Annotated in this window: 18 protein-coding genes and 1 pseudogene; 9 read left to right on the top strand and 10 right to left on the bottom strand. The window is 65.1% G+C overall.

Annotated features, from left to right (window positions below):
* Positions 1-48 precede the first annotated feature (48 nt).
* Entirely contained in the window at positions 49-1617 is a 1569-nt protein-coding gene (locus BCEP18194_RS37655; protein WP_011356581.1) for an EAL domain-containing protein, read from the bottom strand.
* A gap of 492 nt (positions 1618-2109) precedes the next feature.
* Here BCEP18194_RS37655 and BCEP18194_RS37650 point away from each other — a divergent pair, with 492 nt between their 5' ends.
* Positions 2110-2406 carry a hypothetical protein gene (locus BCEP18194_RS37650; protein WP_011356580.1) on the top strand — a complete coding sequence of 99 codons (297 nt, stop codon included), beginning with the start codon at positions 2110-2112 and terminating at the stop codon, positions 2404-2406.
* A gap of 35 nt (positions 2407-2441) precedes the next feature.
* Here the strand turns inward: BCEP18194_RS37650 and BCEP18194_RS37645 are convergent, their stop codons facing one another.
* Together BCEP18194_RS37645 and BCEP18194_RS37640 are read right to left on the bottom strand one after the other, a co-directional pair.
* Entirely contained in the window at positions 2442-2747 is a 306-nt protein-coding gene (locus BCEP18194_RS37645) for a hypothetical protein (RefSeq protein WP_011356579.1), read from the bottom strand.
* A gap of 74 nt (positions 2748-2821) precedes the next feature.
* Positions 2822-3868 carry an AraC family transcriptional regulator gene (locus tag BCEP18194_RS37640; protein WP_011356578.1) on the bottom strand — a complete coding sequence of 349 codons (1047 nt, stop codon included), beginning with the start codon at positions 3866-3868 and terminating at the stop codon, positions 2822-2824.
* Positions 3869-3962: 94 nt separating this feature from the next.
* Between BCEP18194_RS37640 and BCEP18194_RS37635 the strand changes: the two genes are divergently transcribed.
* Positions 3963-4982: a sterol desaturase family protein gene (locus BCEP18194_RS37635; protein WP_011356577.1), complete on the top strand. Its 1020-nt coding sequence runs from the start codon at positions 3963-3965 to the stop codon at positions 4980-4982.
* 36 nt (positions 4983-5018) lie between these two features.
* Positions 5019-5699 carry an alanyl-tRNA editing protein gene (locus BCEP18194_RS37630; RefSeq protein ID WP_011356576.1) on the top strand — a complete coding sequence of 227 codons (681 nt, stop codon included), beginning with the start codon at positions 5019-5021 and terminating at the stop codon, positions 5697-5699.
* A gap of 23 nt (positions 5700-5722) precedes the next feature.
* Here the strand turns inward: BCEP18194_RS37630 and BCEP18194_RS37625 are convergent, their stop codons facing one another.
* From BCEP18194_RS37625 to BCEP18194_RS37615, 3 genes are all read right to left on the bottom strand, one after another.
* Positions 5723-7342: a histidine-type phosphatase gene (locus BCEP18194_RS37625; protein ID WP_011356575.1), complete on the bottom strand. Its 1620-nt coding sequence runs from the start codon at positions 7340-7342 to the stop codon at positions 5723-5725.
* A 179-nt stretch (positions 7343-7521) separates the two neighbouring features.
* On the bottom strand, positions 7522-7956 hold the full coding sequence (locus tag BCEP18194_RS37620) for a hypothetical protein (RefSeq protein ID WP_011356574.1): 435 nt from the start codon (positions 7954-7956) through the stop codon (positions 7522-7524).
* A gap of 326 nt (positions 7957-8282) precedes the next feature.
* Positions 8283-9641 (bottom strand): NAD(P)/FAD-dependent oxidoreductase, encoded by a 1359-nt coding sequence (locus BCEP18194_RS37615; RefSeq protein WP_011356573.1) that lies wholly within the window; start codon positions 9639-9641, stop codon positions 8283-8285.
* Positions 9642-9741: 100 nt separating this feature from the next.
* On the opposite strand from BCEP18194_RS37615, the gene BCEP18194_RS37610 reads away from it, so the two are divergent.
* Positions 9742-10695 carry a LysR family transcriptional regulator gene (locus BCEP18194_RS37610; RefSeq protein WP_011356572.1) on the top strand — a complete coding sequence of 318 codons (954 nt, stop codon included), beginning with the start codon at positions 9742-9744 and terminating at the stop codon, positions 10693-10695.
* 39 nt (positions 10696-10734) lie between these two features.
* On the opposite strand, the gene BCEP18194_RS37605 is transcribed toward BCEP18194_RS37610, so the two are convergent.
* Complete coding sequence (locus BCEP18194_RS37605) at positions 10735-10932, bottom strand: hypothetical protein (protein WP_041493413.1); 198 nt, start codon at positions 10930-10932, stop codon at positions 10735-10737.
* A gap of 194 nt (positions 10933-11126) precedes the next feature.
* Here BCEP18194_RS37605 and BCEP18194_RS37600 point away from each other — a divergent pair, with 194 nt between their 5' ends.
* A complete protein-coding gene (locus tag BCEP18194_RS37600) occupies positions 11127-12044 on the top strand; it encodes an AraC family transcriptional regulator (RefSeq protein WP_011356570.1) in 918 nt (305 codons plus the stop codon).
* A 93-nt stretch (positions 12045-12137) separates the two neighbouring features.
* Here BCEP18194_RS37600 and BCEP18194_RS41545 read toward each other — a convergent pair whose 3' ends face one another.
* A complete protein-coding gene (locus tag BCEP18194_RS41545) occupies positions 12138-12305 on the bottom strand; it encodes a hypothetical protein (protein WP_157687424.1) in 168 nt (55 codons plus the stop codon).
* A 92-nt stretch (positions 12306-12397) separates the two neighbouring features.
* Here BCEP18194_RS41545 and BCEP18194_RS37595 point away from each other — a divergent pair, with 92 nt between their 5' ends.
* A complete protein-coding gene (locus tag BCEP18194_RS37595) occupies positions 12398-13285 on the top strand; it encodes an NAD(P)H-binding protein (protein WP_011356569.1) in 888 nt (295 codons plus the stop codon).
* 18 nt (positions 13286-13303) lie between these two features.
* Here the strand turns inward: BCEP18194_RS37595 and BCEP18194_RS40635 are convergent.
* Positions 13304-13459, bottom strand: a pseudogene (locus BCEP18194_RS40635) (benzoate/H(+) symporter BenE family transporter); the annotation flags it as partial.
* Between the two features lie 69 nt (positions 13460-13528).
* Between BCEP18194_RS40635 and BCEP18194_RS40630 the strand changes: the two are divergent.
* Genes BCEP18194_RS40630 through BCEP18194_RS37585 form a run of 3 tightly spaced genes read left to right on the top strand, consistent with a single transcriptional unit; the run spans position 13529 to position 15045 of the window.
* Positions 13529-14083, top strand: coding sequence for a PAAR domain-containing protein (locus BCEP18194_RS40630; protein WP_081436699.1), 555 nt, complete (start codon positions 13529-13531; stop codon positions 14081-14083).
* Between the two features lie 3 nt (positions 14084-14086).
* Positions 14087-14707 carry a type VI secretion system amidase effector protein Tae4 gene (locus tag BCEP18194_RS37590; RefSeq protein WP_011356567.1) on the top strand — a complete coding sequence of 207 codons (621 nt, stop codon included), beginning with the start codon at positions 14087-14089 and terminating at the stop codon, positions 14705-14707.
* Complete coding sequence (locus BCEP18194_RS37585) at positions 14707-15045, top strand: hypothetical protein (RefSeq protein ID WP_041493412.1); 339 nt, start codon at positions 14707-14709, stop codon at positions 15043-15045. The genes BCEP18194_RS37590 and BCEP18194_RS37585 overlap by 1 nt, the downstream gene beginning before the upstream one ends.
* 29 nt (positions 15046-15074) lie before the next feature.
* Here BCEP18194_RS37585 and BCEP18194_RS37580 read toward each other — a convergent pair whose 3' ends face one another.
* Entirely contained in the window at positions 15075-16277 is a 1203-nt protein-coding gene (locus BCEP18194_RS37580) for a benzoate/H(+) symporter BenE family transporter (protein ID WP_041493411.1), read from the bottom strand.

Below are 16277 nucleotides of genomic sequence, written 5' to 3'. Positions count from 1 at the left end.
GCACGGTAGCCGTCGGCGCGGATGCGCCGGCGACACCGCCCGCTACGCCTACACCCACGCAACATCCTGCTTCAAATGCTCCACCCGCTGCGGCCGCTGATACAGATAGCCCTGCGCATACTGAATCCCGACCGTATGCAGCGCGCGATGCTGCACTTCGGTCTCCACACCTTCCGCGATGATCTTCAGGTCGTAGTGATGCGCGACGGACGCGATCCCTTCGATCAACCCGGCATTTCCGCCGTTCAGTTGCGACACGAACTGGCGATCGATCTTCACGTAGTCGAACGGAAAGCGCGACAGCAAGTCGAGATTGCTGTGATGCGTGCCGAAATCGTCGATCGCGAACTTCGCGCCTTTTGCGCGCAGCGCATGGAAGATCGCGGTGGTCCGCGCGTTCTTCTCGAGCAGGATGCGCTCGGTCACTTCGAGCACCAGCGTAAAGCCCGGCGGCAGCGCGCGGATCGCTTCCTCGACGACGGACACGAACCGCGTGCGCTCGAGATCCTTCGGCGCGATGTTGATGGCGATGCGCAGCGGCACGGATGGCGTCAGCGCGGACAGTTCCGACACGGCTGTCCGCAGCACGAATTCGGTCACTTTCGGCAATACCGCACTCGACTCAACCTGCGGGATGAACACGGCCGGGCTGATGGCCCCCCACTTGGGATGCTGCCAGCGCAGCAGCGCCTCGACGCCGACGGTCCTGCGCGTCTCGACATCGACGATCGGCTGGTACACGACATGGAGCTCGTCGCGCCTGAGCGCGTTGCGCACGGCCTTCAGCAGCAGCCGGCGCGGTGCCATCGCCAGCAGGTAGGCCGCCATCACGAGGCCGTCCGCCAGCAGCACGATCGTGATGCCGATCAGCCGATAGTGCTGCCGGATCTGCGACGCATAGTGCGCGGAGGCGGCCACCCGCACCGTGAACGGCCAGCGGGGCGACACGATCGTGCTTCCGCCGGTGGGTTCCGTGGCCGACTCCGGTGAAAACTTCCCGTACTGATCGAGATGGCCCGAACCGGCGATCGACAGCGTCGCGGTTTCGGTCCCGTAGCGGGCGCCGTGTGCGAGCGCGTCGGCCACGTAGTCGCCTTCGATCAGGTAGAGCACACCCGCGCCGGGCGCGGTGGCATAGAACACGGGCAGTACCGGAATGCCCTGCTGGAACGGCGTCTGGCGCAGCAGCGTGACGAGCGTCGATCCCGGTTCCGGCTCGTGGGTGTACGCGCCGAGCGGCAAGTCGATCGCCCCCAGCGCCGATGAGCACATGACGCGGCCGTCGTGCACCAGCGCGACCGCACGCAGGTAGCGCAGCCGTGTGCCGATCTCGGCGAGCGTCCGGAAGACCGTTGCGCACGGCCGCCCGACGAGTGCCGTCAGTTCGTCCACATGCCGCAGGCGCGCACCGTCGAGGATGCGGTCCACCGAGGCCGCGATATCGGTCGCGACCACGTGTTCATGCTCGGTGACGGTGTCGCGCGCGTAGCGGTCGGCAAGCACGAGCGCGCATGCCGGCACGAGCACGCAAACGATTACGGCGACGAAAAAGACGATTCGCGGCCACGCACCGCTGTGCTGGAAAACTGCCTTCGAGCCTGGCGTGAACGCCGACATTCCCGCGGTCGCCTTTGGTGTTGTTTGCAGAGAGAGGCAAGTCGAACCGGTCGGCACACGAACGGCGCGCACGCGTCATCCCAGGGGGCGGGCGATGCGTTGTGCGCGCCGGTATCGCGGCGATGCGATCGATTCTACGGTCGCGACGGGTATATGCGGCAGCCCCGTTGCAATCGGCCATTTATTTCGGAGGCTTGCCTCTATAAACATGTGCATAGGGCGCATGTATATTGACGTAGCACACCGAAAAAAACCCCGGCCGCATGGTCTTGCGGCCGGGACGAAAAACACCGTCTCTTGGCACGAGGATGGTGCGCGGCAAGTATAAGATGTGAAGAGAGATTACGAAATATTGTTATTCAACTATTGGTGTAATTTTGTCATTGTGTCTCGACAGGAAACATTCTTTCGGGATGCTGTCTTCGTCGACCTGCCGGCGGCCGGTGATCGGTCGCCGCGCGAGTCGGTCGCGCGTCTCGCCGGAGCTTCGGGATGGCAGAAAATACCGTGCCCACGGTCATCGTGACCGATGGTGCAGCCGCAGCCGACGGCGGTTCGCTGTGGATCCGGATCGACGTGAACGGGCAGGCCCGCAATTACGCGCTCGACCGCGCGCTCGCTTCACGCGGGACGCCGCGCTACAACACCATCAGTGGCGCACATGGGCCGCTTTCGAAAGGTGAACGAAAGGAATTGCTCGTGCTGCTGCGCAGCATTGCGGACCCTGCGATGTGGGCCGGCATGGTCGGCACGTTCGTGCAGGTGCTGCAGGCGTCTGAAGGTGAGTGAACGATACGGTGCCGGCGCGTCGCGCGGGCCGCGATTCAGAAATCGTTGCGCATCTTGCGCAGCAGGTCACCGCCCGATTGGTGCGTGTCCACTGCGGTGAGCACATCGGTCAGGAACCACGGCAGGTTCAGCTGCGTATTGGAATCGCTGACGCATACGCGGATCGGCGGCGCCTTCGATGGCGAGCGGGTGTCGTGTGTGGCATCGCGGGACGGCACGCAGTTTTTTGCGTGCGCTTGAACGGGAGCCGGTTCGGCGCTGCCGGATGGTGCACCGGCGGCGGCCGGCAAGCTGACGGCGGTCAGCAGGGTCAGGACAGCGGCAATCGCGATGCGTTTCATGGGATTCTCCGGCGATGCTCGTTCGACCGCGCGAGCGGACGCGAGTTCGTCGACGGCACGCATGCGCGCCGCGCTCAGCCGCGCGCGACGTTCGCGGCCCGCGCAGGTTGCCGGCTGCGCCACTGCTGTGGCGATTCGCCGGTCCAGCGCCGAAAGGCGCGCGTAAATGCGCTGTGCTCCGAATAGCCGAGCAGCCAGGCGACTTCCGCGAGTGTCAGCCGCGGATCGTTCAGGTGGTCGATCGCGAGCCGCCGCCGCGTGTCCTCGCGCAGTATCCGGAAGTTGAGCCCGAGTTCGGCAAGCCGACGATGCAGCGTGCGCGACGAGACATGCAGGTCCGCGGCAATCTGTTCGATGCTCGCTTCGCCCTGCGTCAGCAGGCGCGCAACGGCTTCGCGCACCGACTGTTCGAGATCGTCCGTCTGCCGCAGTTCGGCAAGCAGCGCGCTGGCCTGGCGTTCCATCATCTGCAGCAGCGCATCATCCGGTTGGCGCAGCGGTTGCGTGAGCAGGTGCAACGGGAACGCGAGGCGGTTCACCGGCTGGCCGAACCGCACTGCGCAGCCGAAATAGTCGACGTACGGCTGTTCGTCGGCGGGTGACGGATGCACGAAGCAGACCTCGTCGGGCCCGTGACGCGTGCCGGTGATATTGCGCGCGAACTGGACGATGGCCGTGAGCGCCACTTCGTCGACGAGCGGGCCGAGCGGCTCGGGCGCGTCGTGCCATTCGATCGCGACCGATGTCGCCTCGACCCGTACTTCCATGCGCGCGACGTTCGCGATCAGGTGTTCGTATTGCTGCCAGCGTGCGAGTGCGGCGCCGGCATCGCGACAGGCATGCAACGCATAGCCAAGCGCACCGAGGTGTGCAGGCGTGATGCGCTGGCCGACATGCAGGCCGAGCAGCGGATCGTCGAGCGCGCGCACCGCGCATTCGAGCAGGCGCCGCCAGTGCGCGCTCGCGTACAGCGTGAGCCCGCGATCGTCCTCGGGTGGCCGCGCCTCGCCGAGTACACGTGCGGCATCCTTGCCCTGCTCGGACAGATAGTCGAACAGCAGCCGCACGTAGGTGCTCGAGTAGTAGACGCGCTGCGTCGATAGCGAGGAGGCGGCGGGCATGGCGGAAAGTGTCAAGTAATCGTCGGCAAGTGTCAACGCGGGTCGACCCGTGCGCGACCATACTGCCGGTCAGTTCTTGATCGAGGCCGCGAACATGCCGACCGAGTTGATGACGTGGCTCCATGCGTTCCTGGGTAACGACGTGGACTGGAAGCAGGTGCTGCTGATCGGCATGACGCCGGTCTTCCTGATCGCGTTCGCGATCGAATACGCGGTGATGACCGGGCGCGGCCGCCGCGAGCCGTTTCGCTGGAAGGAGATCGTCGCGAACCTGTCGCTCGGCGCGGGTTATCAGGTGGCCGAGACCGTGATGGGGCTGCTGTTCACGGGCGCGATCTTCGCGTGGGTGTACCGGCACCGCCTGTTAGACGTGCCGGTGAACGGCCTCACGATCGTGCCGATCTTCGTCGTCGTGGAATTCTGCTACTACTGGTTTCATCGCACGTCGCACCGCGTGCGCTGGTTCTGGGCCGCGCACGTGCCGCATCACAGCGGCGAAGTGATGAACTTCACGACGGCGATGCGGCAGTCGCTGCTGAACGCGTTCGTCGGCGTGTTCGTGTTCTACCTGCCGCCGGTGTGGCTCGGCATTCCGCCCGCGGTCGTGTTGTTCCTGCTCGCGGTCGATCTCGCATACCAGTACTTCGTGCATACCGAGGCGATCGGACGGTTGCCGCGCTGGTTCGAGTACGTGTTCGACACGCCGTCGAACCATCGCGCGCATCACGGCCGCAATCCGCGTTACATCGACAGGAACTACGGCGGCGTGCTGATCATCTTCGATCGCCTGTTCGGCACGTATGTCGAGGAGACGGAGCCGGTCGACTACGGGATCACGCAGCAGATTCGTTCGTACAACTTCCTGGTGCTGAACCTGCATGAATTCGTCGACATGTGGCGCGACGTGTTCGCACCCGGTCCCGTCGTGCAACGGCTGAAACACCTGTGGATGCCGCCGGAATGGGAGCGGCCGGGGCATCAGCCGATTCATACGTGGAGTGTCGAGCGCAAGGGCGAGGAGGAAGCCGCGGCAGCATCGCGTGCCATGCCTGACGAGGGGGCGCCGGCGCACGGGCGCAAGATCGTACAAGCCACGGGGACGCGATCCGGCTAACCTGCGTGTTTTCCTCGGCGAAAGGCACGGCAGGCAATGACGAAGAAAGTATTCTGGGACGATCCCTACCGGACGACGCTGGATACCGTCGTCAGCCACGTCGACGGCGACCGCGTGCAGGTGGACGAAACCATCTTCTTTGCGTTTTCGGGCGGGCAGGAAAGCGACGCGGGGTCACTGGGCGGCTATCCGGTCATCCGGGCCGACAAGCAGGGCCTCGACATCGTCTATACGCTGCCGCACGATCATTCGCTGAGCGTCGGCGATCGCGTGACCTGGCACATCGACTGGGCACGGCGGTACCGGCTGATGCGTCTGCATTTCGCGGCAGAAATGGTGCTGCAGCTGGTCTATCGGCTCAGGCCCGGTATCGAGCGTATCGGTGCGCATATCGGGCAGGACAAGGCGCGCATCGACTTCGCGAGCGACACGAGCGTGGCGCCGCTGTTTCCCGAGATCGAATCGGCCGCGGCCGATCTGTCGAAGCGCGACCTGCGCATCGTGACCGACTTCAGCGATGTCGACGCGCAACGCAGGTTCTGGACGGTTGATGGCTTCGCGACGATGGCGTGCGGCGGCACGCATCCGGCGTCGACCGGCGAGATCGGCATGCTGACGCTCAAGCGCAGGAATACCGGGAAGGGCAAGGAGCGGATCGAGGTGATGCTGGTCGAGCCGGAAATGGCCGGCGGGCGGCAGGGCGAGCAGGTTGCGTAACCCACTGCCCGTGTCACCTCACCTCATTGATACCCGTAACACTGCTTCAACCCAGCGTAGTCATAGAAGTGGCTGCCCGGCGTGATCTTCGCACCGTCGCACGCGGCCTGGAATTCCGTTTCGCGCTCGTTGTACAGCATCTTCACGATGAGGCGCGAGCCGTTGCGATAGACATCCCACTGCATGTTCGCGGCCATCGGCGACACCTGATCGCCGCGCCACGGGTTGTTCGCATACGTGTAGGTCTGCGCCTGCGGCGTCGGCACGAACACGTTCTTCAGGTTCATGATCGACGCGAACGGAATCACGATCTCCGCGTGCGTGAAGCGCAGCTTCGCGGCGCGGGTCAGGTCGCCGCGCGCGATCGCGTCGACTTCGCCGAAGAAATCGTCCTGCAGCACCTTCGCCATCCGGTACGTGACGGGGTTCGCTTCCTGGATGCCGGGCCCTTTCTGGTAGTAGTCCTCGGCATCCTGCAGATACGCGAGATACTGCGCCTGCTCGGCGCCGATGTACTTCTCCATCGTGACGCCGCCGGTTTCCGCCGTCATCGCCGGCGCGACCTGCAGCAGGTTGTACAGCACGTTCACCGCATCGACGGCCGTCGCGATCTTCGTCTTGCCGTCGCCCTTCAGCGTGTTGGTGAACTTGCCGTCCGCCGACGTGAACGCATAGGTGCCCGTGTTCGCGAACGTGTAGCCGTTGGTGCCGAGCTTCGCGATGAATGCCTGCGACACGAGCGCGGACAGCACCGTCTGCGCGACGTCGGCCGCCTGCGGCGCGGCCTTGATCGCGTTGAGTTTCGCGGCCGCCGTCGCGTCGCTCGCATAGGCCTGGTATGCCTGGCTCGCCTGGTAGGTCGCGTAGTACGGATTGCCCGTATCGGTCACGAGATCGGTGGCTGGCTTCAGCGAGTGGAAATACAGCAGGAAGCGGTTGGTGCCGGCCGGCTGCGCGACCGGCGCGTTCGCGGGATAGCCGGACGGTGCGGCGGGCAGCGTGATCGCCGTGGCCAGCGCCGGCTGCGCGGCCACGAGCGACGCGGAGAAATACGTCGAGCTGTCGACCGCGCGATCCTGGCCCGAGTTGACGACGACGACCTGCCGATTGCCGGCCGCGAACAAGGCGGGCAGCCGCTGCGCGAGACGTGCGGCGAGCTGCTGGTGTTCGCGGATGCCGGTTTGCGTGAGGTTGCCGTACCCGGGCGTCGAGATGCCCGCCACGCCATAGCCGAGCAGCGCATTGGCTTTCATCATCGCGTACGTGTCGGCCTTCAGCTGCGCGCCGAGCGCGGTCAGTGCGCCGTCGGCCTCGGCCTTGACCAGCATCGCGTAGATCGCGCCGTCGTACTTGAAGCCCGACAGCCCGCGCGAGCCGTGGCGCGCGACGAGTTCCGTATAGACGGGCGCGTAGCCGGCGGGCGGCGCTTCGTACGTCGCGGCATCCTGCTGCGGGCGGTACGGCGTCTTCGTCTGGTAGTAGGTCGCGGGTGTCGGCTTGGGCTGCGGCTGCGGCTGCGGTGCGGGCGTCGAGCCGCTGTTGTCGGCAGAAGCCGCGGGCGGTGGCGAGTCGTCGCCGCCGCAAGCGGCGAGCAGCAGGCAGGAAACGACGAGGGCGGTGGCGGTGCGGATCGGGCGTGTCATAGTGGCGTGCAACGGGCGGGACGATGCAGGTTTGCGTCGTCCCGTCTCCGGGAGAGATCGGTCAAGCCCGGAAGTGTTGCAAGCGACTTTGACAGCAGAATGTCAGGGTTCGGTCGGGCAATCGTCGGATTGCCGCCGGATCGTGGCAGGCCGCCCAGCGCCGGCCCGTGTGCCGGCGTTCAGTGCAGGCCGGCCGATGCGATCGAGCGCACGGTATCGGTGATGCTCACGCAGCGCGACAGGCCGAAATGCTCGGCTTCGCGGCGCTCCGGTTCGCTGCTCGCAATCGCCACCGCGCGTTCGGGCGGCACGCCGAGTGCCTGCAGCGCGACGTCGAAAGGATGCTGGTTTGATCCGGAGTCCTTCTGATTGGCGTCCGTGACGACGACCGAGAAGCGGTCGAGGTTCGCGCGGCCGAACTGGCCTTCGAACATGTCGCTGAGCCGTGCGGCCGGCAGCGTCGTGACGAGACCGAGTCGATATCCTTCTTCCGATGCTCGGTCGAGCCACTGGATGATCGCGTCGCGTTGATGGCGCGATTCATGCGAATCCGGTGTTGCTTCGATTTGCGCGAATGCTGCGTCGAGACGGGTGACGATGGCTTCGATAACCACGGTAATTCCTCTTCAGAGACGTGATGATCCGTTCGCCGACGGGAATGCCACACACCTTAGCGTCGATCCCGAAATCGCGACCAATTAATATTTATATCCGACCCATACGATTTGACTAATGAATGGGGTGGCGAGCCAAGGTGGGCGCGGGATGCGTGTCGTACGGCCTGTTCCGCGCGAATCGCATCGGATCGATGGCCTTCGATGTGATGCACCAGATTCGCGCACGCGTTGAATGCACCGTACATGTGCATATGAAAAAACGGCATATCGAGCGAAGCACGCCCGATATGCCGTCTTGCGATAGCGCGTGTGAACCGGCGCGATCAGTGCAGCTTGATCGACGGCTGGTTACGGCTTTGCAGCCAGTGGCTCAGCGACTGGAACAGCGCACGCTTCACGCCGACCACGCTGAACAGGTGCTTGCGATACAGGAACTTGTACAGCCCGATCGCCGCAAGCCCGTCCACGATCAGCGAACGCGAACGCACGCTGATGTCGGCCTGGTACACGGCGCCCGCATGCCCGAGCGACACGACGGTGCCCGCATCGCGGAACGTGAAGCCGGCCACCGGCTTGCCGGCGACGCGCCGCGCGAACGCGTTGACGAGGTACACGGCCTGCTGATACGCGACCTGCGCGCGCGGCGGCAGGAACCCGTTTGCACCGGCTGTCGGGCAGGCGGCGCAGTCGCCGAACGCATACACGTGCGGATCGTCCGGCGTCTGCAGCGTATCGGTCACGATCACCTGGTTCGAACGGTTGAGCGCGATGTCGCCGATCTGCCGCAGGAACGCCGGGCCTGCCACGCCGGCCGCCCAGATCGTGATGTCGCTCGCGAGGCGTTCGCCGGTCGAGGTCGTCACGGCATCCGCGCCGACTTCCGCCACGCGGGTATCGGTCAGCACGTCGACGTTCAGCGCGCGAAGCTGCGCGTGCATCTTGCCGGACAGCCGCTCGTCGAGCGCCGGCAGGATGCGCGGGCCGCCTTCGATCAGCCGGATGTGCACGTCGCGTGCGGACACCAGCGCCTTGAAGCGGTACGTCGTCAGTTGCTGGATCGAATCCCGCAATGCCGCTGCCAGCTCGACGCCCGTCGCGCCCGCACCGATCACGTTGATGCAGATCGGCGCCGCGCGCCGCGCGGGCTGCTGCTCGGCCAGGTGATTCGCCTTCGTGCAGGCCGCGAGAAACTTCCGGCGGAAATCCTCGGCCTGGTCGAGGTTTTCGAGCGGCAGCGCGTGGCGCGCCGCACCCGGCACATTGAAGAAGTTCGTCACGCTGCCGACCGCGAGCACGAGATCGTCATAGTCGAGCTCGCGCTGCGGCAGGATTTCCGTGCCGTCCGCGTCCTGTACGGCCGCGATCGTTGCGGTGCGTGCCGCGCGGTCGACCTGTTGCAGCGCGCCCTGCACGAAGCGGAAACCGTGGCGCTTCGCTTGCGCCGCGTATTCGATCGTGTGCGATGCCGGGTCGCGATGGCCCGAGGCGGCTTCGTGCAACAGCGGCTTCCAGAAGTGCGTCGGATAGCGATCGACGAGCACGACTTCGGCTTGCCCGCGGCGTCCGACCGTATCGCCGAGACGCGTGGCGAGGTGCAGGCCGCCGGCGCCGCCGCCGACGATCACGATGCGCGGCAGGCGCGGTGCGCGGTCCGTTGCAAGGTTGGGCGTGGTGTTGTCCATGTTGGGCTCCTGCTGAATGACGATTCGGATGACATTGCTCAAGAACCGACGATATAGTTTCGAACCCACACGAACAATTTAATGTTTATAAGCGACTCATATGTATTCACTTATAGGAAAGACCGCGACGTTCCGGCAGCTGAAGGCGCTGGACATGATTGCGCGGCTCGGCAGCGTGTCGCGGGCGGCCGAGGAACTGAACCTGACGCAGCCGGCCGTGTCGCTGCAGGTTCGCCTGCTCGAGGAGGCGGTGGGCGCCGCGCTGCTGCAGCGGGTGGGGCGCGGCGTGCAGCTGACCGCGGCCGGCGAGATCGTGTCGCGCTACGCGCGCGAGATCCTGCATCTGTGGAGTGAGGCCGGTGATGAAGTGGCCGCGCTCACGGGCGATCTCGGCGGTACGTTGCGGATCGGCGCGATCACGACGGCCGAGTACCTGATTCCGCCGCTGCTCGTGAAATTCACCGCGACGCGTCCGCATGTGAAGACTTATTTCAAGGTTGGAAATCGCGACGACATCATCCGCATGCTCGCCACGCATGAAATCGATCTCGCGGTGATGGGCAGCGCGCCGAAGGAGCTGCGCACGCACGCGGTCGAGTTCGCGAAGCATCCGATGGTGTTCGTCGCGGCGCCCGGCCATCCGCTGATGCAGCGCAAGCGTGTCGCGCTGAAGGATCTCGAATCCGCGCACCTGCTCGTGCGCGAACGCGGCGCGGGTACGCGCTCGACCGTCGAGAGCCTGTTCAAGAACGGGGGTTACCGGTTCCATGTGGGTTCCGAACTGTCGAGCAACGAGGCCATCAAGCAGATGGCCGAAGCCGGGCTCGGCGTTGCGTTCCTGTCGTTGCACGCGTGTGCACTCGAACTGCGCACCGGGCTGCTCGGGCAACTGCCGTTCCCCGGCAACCCGATCGAGCGGGAATGGTATGTGGTCACGCTCGCCGACCGGCGGATTTCGCAGGTCACGGGGCTGTTCCGCGACTTCCTGATCAAGCAGGGCGCACCGGTGATCGACGGCGCGACGGTGGCGCCGCATGAACGGCGGCGCAAGTAGGCGGCGCAATGAGTCGGGCGACGCCGGCCGTGTGGCCGGTCAGACGAGCCCGAAGTCGTCGTTGCTGTCGGGGATCGACGCGAGCAGCCGTTCGAGCCGGTACCAGCCGACGATGCGCAGGCACCAGGCGGCGAGCGTGGTGCGATTGCTGCGGGAGCGGGGGCCGGATGAAGGGTGGGTGGTGGCGGGCGACGGCGCGGTGAGCGCGGTGCGTTGCGCAAGGCACTGATGGGGCATGACGGTCTCCGTAGGTGTCGGATGAGGCCATCGTAAGCGGCGCGGCGCTCGCCGGCGCACACGCAAGGATGGCCCTGAGCAGAAACGGATGATCTTTTTCTGCTCGACCCGGGCGGGCCACCGGCCGGCCCGGCAGACGGTCCGAAAACGCGTCACAATGCGCGTTCGACATCCCCATCGACTGGAGGAAGGCCATGAGCGATGCGATTCTCGCGGCGCCGACGGACAACGGCGTCCCGGTCAGCCTGCGCTCGAGCCGCGGGCTTGGCTGGCACGGCTTCGGCGCGTCGCTGCTGGAAATCCGCGCGGGCACCTACCGGATTCCGGCGGTCGAGCATCACCGGATCGGCGTGCATATCGGGTCGCCCGTTCGCGCGGATTGCGTGTGCGACGGCGAGCGCGTGTCGCGCATCCAGGCGCATGGCGACGTCGACGTGATTCCGGCTGGCCTGCCCGGCCAGTGGACCGACAGCGCCGACTGCCAGATCCTCCATATCGCGCTCAGCGACACGTTTGTGCGGCGGACCGTCGAACAGCTCGAACTGAAGCCGTCGCAGGGGCAAATCCGCCGCCGGTTGCAGGTGCGTGACCCGCGCCTGCAGCACATCGCATGGGCGATGGCCGCCGAACTCGAAGCGGAAGACGCGTCGGATCCGCTCTATGCGGAAAGCCTGTGCACCGCGCTCGTCGCACGGCTGGTCGACGGCCAGCCGGCGTTTCGCGAGCGCCGCCGCACGCTTGCGCCGAAGGCGGCCGCGCGCGTGATCGACTATGTCGAAGCGAACCTCGACCGGCGCATGACGCTGGCCGAACTCGCGGCGCTCGTGTCGATCAGCGTGCCGCATTTCAAGGTGCTGTTCCGCGAAACGCTCGGGATGCCGGTGCACCAGTACGTCGTGCGGCGCCGGGTCGAGCGCGCGAAGGCATTGCTGCTCGAAGGCCGGCTCAGCATCAGCCAGATCGCGCTCGAAGCCGGGTTCGCACACCAGAGCCACATGGCGAACTGGATGAATCGCGTGCTGGGGGCGACACCGACCGAGATTGCGCGGTCGGGGGGGCGTGGCGGGCTGCGGCTTGCGTATGACGGTGAGGGCAGCGGGAGCGGGGCGTAGCGAAGTGATGGCATCGGGGAGGATGTGAGTTGTCGCGTTAGATCCCGGGGCGAATCTCTCCAGCAGGCTGCTGGACAATTGTCGCGCGCGCCCTCATCCGGAAAGCGCCTCATCGGCGAGCCTGCTGAAGCGCAACGCATTGAGCGTGAGCGACGCATCGATCGAGGGTGTGTCGTTGCTCGTCGTCGGTAGAGCGTCAAATTCGAAGCGACTGGCGAGGCAGCGGGCGACTCGCATGGCCGCCACCTCTCTCCAATCCATCATCCTTTCCTGCTGTATTCATCCCTCCCTGCGCGCCGTTCCCGCCGCGCAAACCGACAATCACGCCACCTTCATCCCCTCAGGAGCGAATCGTGTTCGTGATCTTCGGTGCATCCGGCAACGTCGGCCAGTCGACCGTGACGGCCTTGCGCAACGCCGGCCATCCCGTGCGCGCGGTGTTGCGCGACGCACGCCATCGTGAACGTTTTGCGCAGCTCGGCTGCGACGTCGTAATCGCCGAGCTGACGGACGCGAACGCGGTCGCAGCGGCAATCGACGGCGCGCGGGCCGTCCAGATACTGTGCCCGGTACCTGTCGCCGACCCCGATCCGGCCGCGACGATGACGCAGACGATCGACGTCGCGACCGCCGCCCTCGCCGCCAACCCGCCGCCGGTGCTGCTCGCGCTGTCGGACTACGGTGCGGAGCGCGACGGCAATACGGGCATCACCCGGCTGTTTCATCACTTCGAGGAGCGGCTGCGGACGATCCCGACGCACGTGACGCTGCTGCGCTCGGCCGAGCATCTGCAGAACTGGACGCGCATCCTGCCGGTTGCGCTCGGCACCGGCGTGCTACCGAGCTTTCACCATCCGGTCGGCAAGGTGTTCCCGACGGTCTGGGCGCCCGATGTGGGCGTCGTCGCGGCGCGGCTGCTGCTCGATGCACCCGAACGCGGTGACGGGCCGCGCATCGTCAGTGTCGAAGGGCCGCGGCGGGTGAGTGTGACGGCGATTGCCGATACGCTCGGCGCGGCGGCCGGCCGCGCGATCGTCGCGCATGAACTGCCGCGCGATACCTGGGCTGCGACGCTGCTGCGTGCGGGTCTCAGCGAACGCCATGCGCAGTTGATCGTCGATCTCTACGACGTGCACAACGCCGGGCAGATCGACGTCGAGGCGGGTGTGTCGGAGCGGCTTTACGGCACGACGACGCTGACGGATGCGCTTGCGCAACTGGTGCGCCAGCACGCGCGGTAACAGCGGCGGCGACCCGCATCACGCCGGTCGCCGCACTTTGTTCAGTACAGCATACGAAAACGACCCGATCACGATCCCCCAGAACGCGGAGCCGAGCCCGAGCCACGTCATGCCCGACGCGGTCGCGAGGAACGTGATCAGCGACGCTTCGCGGTGGCTCTCGTCCCAGAAGATCTCCCTGTCTTATTGAGATGCCCCGATACGTGACGCGATTAGGATTGGTCCTTTCGAGAGGATCAGTCAATGAAGCGACGCATTGCAGTTGTTGGCGATAGTCTTTCAAGTGGCGGGACAATTCAGCCATACAGCGGACCACCGTTCCTTGTACGTGGGCATCAAGCAGCTCTGATCGGCGGAAGCGCATTTTGCGATGCATGCAAAAACACCGGCATCATCGCAAAGGCGGGTGGTCCGTATCGGCTCAAGTTTCGAGGCGAGGTCGCGCTAGATCAAGACATCGTGCTGTGTGGGTGCTCGATGCCACCGCGCGTCATGGCTTCACTTGCCGGTGAAGCATGGTGCAGTGATGGGCTAAAGGGTCTCGGGGAAGTCGTTTCGAGCCGAACGGCAACCGGTGGTGTCGCGTCGGTCAAGAAAGGCGCATATGACGAACGCGTGAGGGCAACCGAGCATGCAACGGAAGGCATGCCGTACTACATCGAAACGTCGGATGGCCGCGTGCATTACGGGAGTCTTGATGCGAGTGGCCGGCTTCCCCGCATTCATACCGGCGACAACTCCGACGACTACACCATCTATTGGGGCGACGACGCTCTCGTGAAACAACACGGAGAATGACGCGTGCCACACCCCAAGCCAATCAAAATCCGTTCGAACAGCTCGCAAGGTTCAGAGAAAGAAGTACCCCTTTCAGGCGTCACGTTTCAAGAGCTTTGGGATAACTTCCCTTCGGGCAAGCCATATGACAACCCCGCCTACACAAATCAATGCGCCATTCGGATGAGCGTCACATTACATCGCGTCGGCGTTGGCATGAAGTCATTCAACTCGAAGACGGTAAAGCCCGTATCGGGCGCAAAGACCATCGGCCGAATCATGCTTGATGGCAAACCGACGGCAACGCGTGCCGAAGAGATGGGAAAATGGCTGCAGCTTCAGCCCTTCGCGGGTCTTCCCAAAGCAGCGGACATCACTGGGGCGGACTGGGAGTCGAAGGTCAAGGGACGCACCGGTATCATACAGTTCTCCAGGTACTGGACGCGCGGCGGTGAATCGGCCGCGAATGCGAGTGGTGGCCACATAGATTTGTGGAACGGCTCGCGAATGACAGTCAGCAGTGTGCCTGGAGTGATATCAACGTTCGGCAGAGCTTTCGGCCTCCAAGAACTTCTCCCCGACACTGATTTCGGTTGGTCAGACCTGCGCAACTCCAAGCAGATTCTCTTTTGGGAAGTCAAGTAATGCGCCGTTTCTTTGGGACCGCAGGATTCGGGCTCGCCGGCGTCGCGAGTGTCGTCATATGGACGTTGATTGACAGCTATTTGTGCTCATCCATTTCGAGCCTCTGCGTCCCGCGCGTGGGCGAGTGTGGCGGCGGCGTGGATGCTTGCGCCATAACCATTCAGAGCACAATCAAACTGTTCTCATACGTCTTTGGCCCGATGATTCTCTTTGCGGCGCTCGGTTTTTACTTGTTTGCGCGACGCCGCCCGCCGCTTGTCATTGCTGGATATCTCGTTGGCGTGGTCGCTGCCCATTGGCTCTTGGCGTTTCTGTGCGTGCGCATATTGCACATCTGATTAGCCGAGGCGGCGACCCGCGTAGCGCATCACGCCGGTCGCCGAACCTTGTTCAGTACCGCATATGAAAGCGACCCGATCACGATCCCCCAGAACGCGGAGCCGAGCCCGAGCCACGTCATGCCCGACGCGGTTGCGAGGAACGTGATCAGCGACGCTTCGCGGTGGTTCTCGTCCTCGAAGATCCCGTGCACGTTCGCGCCGATTGCACCGATCAGCGCGAGCCCCGCGAGGATTGCGACGAACGCCTTCGGCAGCGCGAAGAACACCGCGACGATCGTGCCCGCGAAGAGACCGCCGATCAGGTAGATCGCCCCGTTCGCGAGTCCGGCGATGTAGCGCCGGTCCGGGTCTTCATGCGCATCCTTGCCGGTGCACAGCGCGGCCGTGATCGCCGCGACGACGATCGTGATCCCGCCGAAGCACGCGACCACGAGCGACATCACGCTGGTCGCCGTGATGATCGGACGCGCGGGGGTGTGATAGCCGGACACGCGCAGGATCGTCATGCCCGGCAGGAACTGGCCGGTGAGGCTGACGACGACGAGCGGCAGCGCGAGGCTGAGCGTCGTGCCGAGCGTCCATTCGGGCGCGATGAAGATCGGGTGCGCGAGGCTCGCCGAGACGTTGCCGAGATGCGTCATCCCGAGCAGCGTCGCCAGCACGGCGCCCGTCAGCAAGACGAGCACGATGCTGTAGCGCGGCAGCAGGCGCTTGAAGATCACGTAGGCGGCGATCATCCCGAACGCGAGCGCGGGCTGCTCCGACGCGGCAGCGAACGCATGCGTGCCGAACGGCAGCAGGATGCCGGCCATCATCCCGCACGCGATGCCGCGCGGAATGTGGCGCACGAGCCGGTCGAAATAGCCGGTCACGCCGATCAGCAGGATGATCAGCGCGGCCGTGATGTACGCGCCGACGGCCTGGTTGAGCGTCAGTTGCGGAAACAGGCCGACGAGCAGCGCGGTGCCGGGCGCCGACCACGCAGTGATGACCGGCACCTTCAGCTTCCAGCTCGCGAACAGGCCCGATACGCCCGCGCCGATCGAGATCGCCCAGACCCACGACGACACCATCGCGTTGGACGCATGGGCCGCCTGTGCGGCCTGGAAGAAGATCGCGAGCGGGCCCGCGTAGGAAATCAGTACCGCGAGAAAGCCTGCGGTAATCGCGGAAACGGACCAGTCGTTGCCGATCGCGCGGATTGCGCCGGGCGGGGTGTTCGGTTGCAT

Origin of the sequence: Burkholderia lata (assembly GCF_000012945.1) — a bacterium.
In the GTDB taxonomy this organism is placed as follows: Bacteria; Pseudomonadota; Gammaproteobacteria; order Burkholderiales; family Burkholderiaceae; genus Burkholderia; species Burkholderia lata.
The sequence above is the reverse complement of the archived record's forward strand: the minus strand, read 5'-3'. Positions and strand labels throughout refer to the sequence as shown.

Coding starts and splice junctions, on each gene's coding strand:
- BCEP18194_RS37650 (WP_011356580.1), top strand. CDS start 2,110: ATGGCAGAAAATACCGTGCCCACGGTCATCGTGACCGATGGTGCAGCC.
- BCEP18194_RS37610 (WP_011356572.1), top strand. CDS start 9,742: ATGTATTCACTTATAGGAAAGACCGCGACGTTCCGGCAGCTGAAGGCG.
- BCEP18194_RS37640 (WP_011356578.1), bottom strand. CDS start 3,868: ATGCCCGCCGCCTCCTCGCTATCGACGCAGCGCGTCTACTACTCGAGC.
- BCEP18194_RS37615 (WP_011356573.1), bottom strand. CDS start 9,641: ATGGACAACACCACGCCCAACCTTGCAACGGACCGCGCACCGCGCCTG.
- BCEP18194_RS37625 (WP_011356575.1), bottom strand. CDS start 7,342: ATGACACGCCCGATCCGCACCGCCACCGCCCTCGTCGTTTCCTGCCTG.
- BCEP18194_RS37630 (WP_011356576.1), top strand. CDS start 5,019: ATGACGAAGAAAGTATTCTGGGACGATCCCTACCGGACGACGCTGGAT.
- BCEP18194_RS37605 (WP_041493413.1), bottom strand. CDS start 10,932: ATGCCCCATCAGTGCCTTGCGCAACGCACCGCGCTCACCGCGCCGTCG.
- BCEP18194_RS37655 (WP_011356581.1), bottom strand. CDS start 1,617: ATGTCGGCGTTCACGCCAGGCTCGAAGGCAGTTTTCCAGCACAGCGGT.
- BCEP18194_RS41545 (WP_157687424.1), bottom strand. CDS start 12,305: ATGGATTGGAGAGAGGTGGCGGCCATGCGAGTCGCCCGCTGCCTCGCC.
- BCEP18194_RS37600 (WP_011356570.1), top strand. CDS start 11,127: ATGAGCGATGCGATTCTCGCGGCGCCGACGGACAACGGCGTCCCGGTC.
- BCEP18194_RS37585 (WP_041493412.1), top strand. CDS start 14,707: ATGCGCCGTTTCTTTGGGACCGCAGGATTCGGGCTCGCCGGCGTCGCG.
- BCEP18194_RS40630 (WP_081436699.1), top strand. CDS start 13,529: ATGAAGCGACGCATTGCAGTTGTTGGCGATAGTCTTTCAAGTGGCGGG.
- BCEP18194_RS37635 (WP_011356577.1), top strand. CDS start 3,963: ATGCCGACCGAGTTGATGACGTGGCTCCATGCGTTCCTGGGTAACGAC.
- BCEP18194_RS37580 (WP_041493411.1), bottom strand. CDS start 16,277: ATGCAACCGAACACCCCGCCCGGCGCAATCCGCGCGATCGGCAACGAC.
- BCEP18194_RS37645 (WP_011356579.1), bottom strand. CDS start 2,747: ATGAAACGCATCGCGATTGCCGCTGTCCTGACCCTGCTGACCGCCGTC.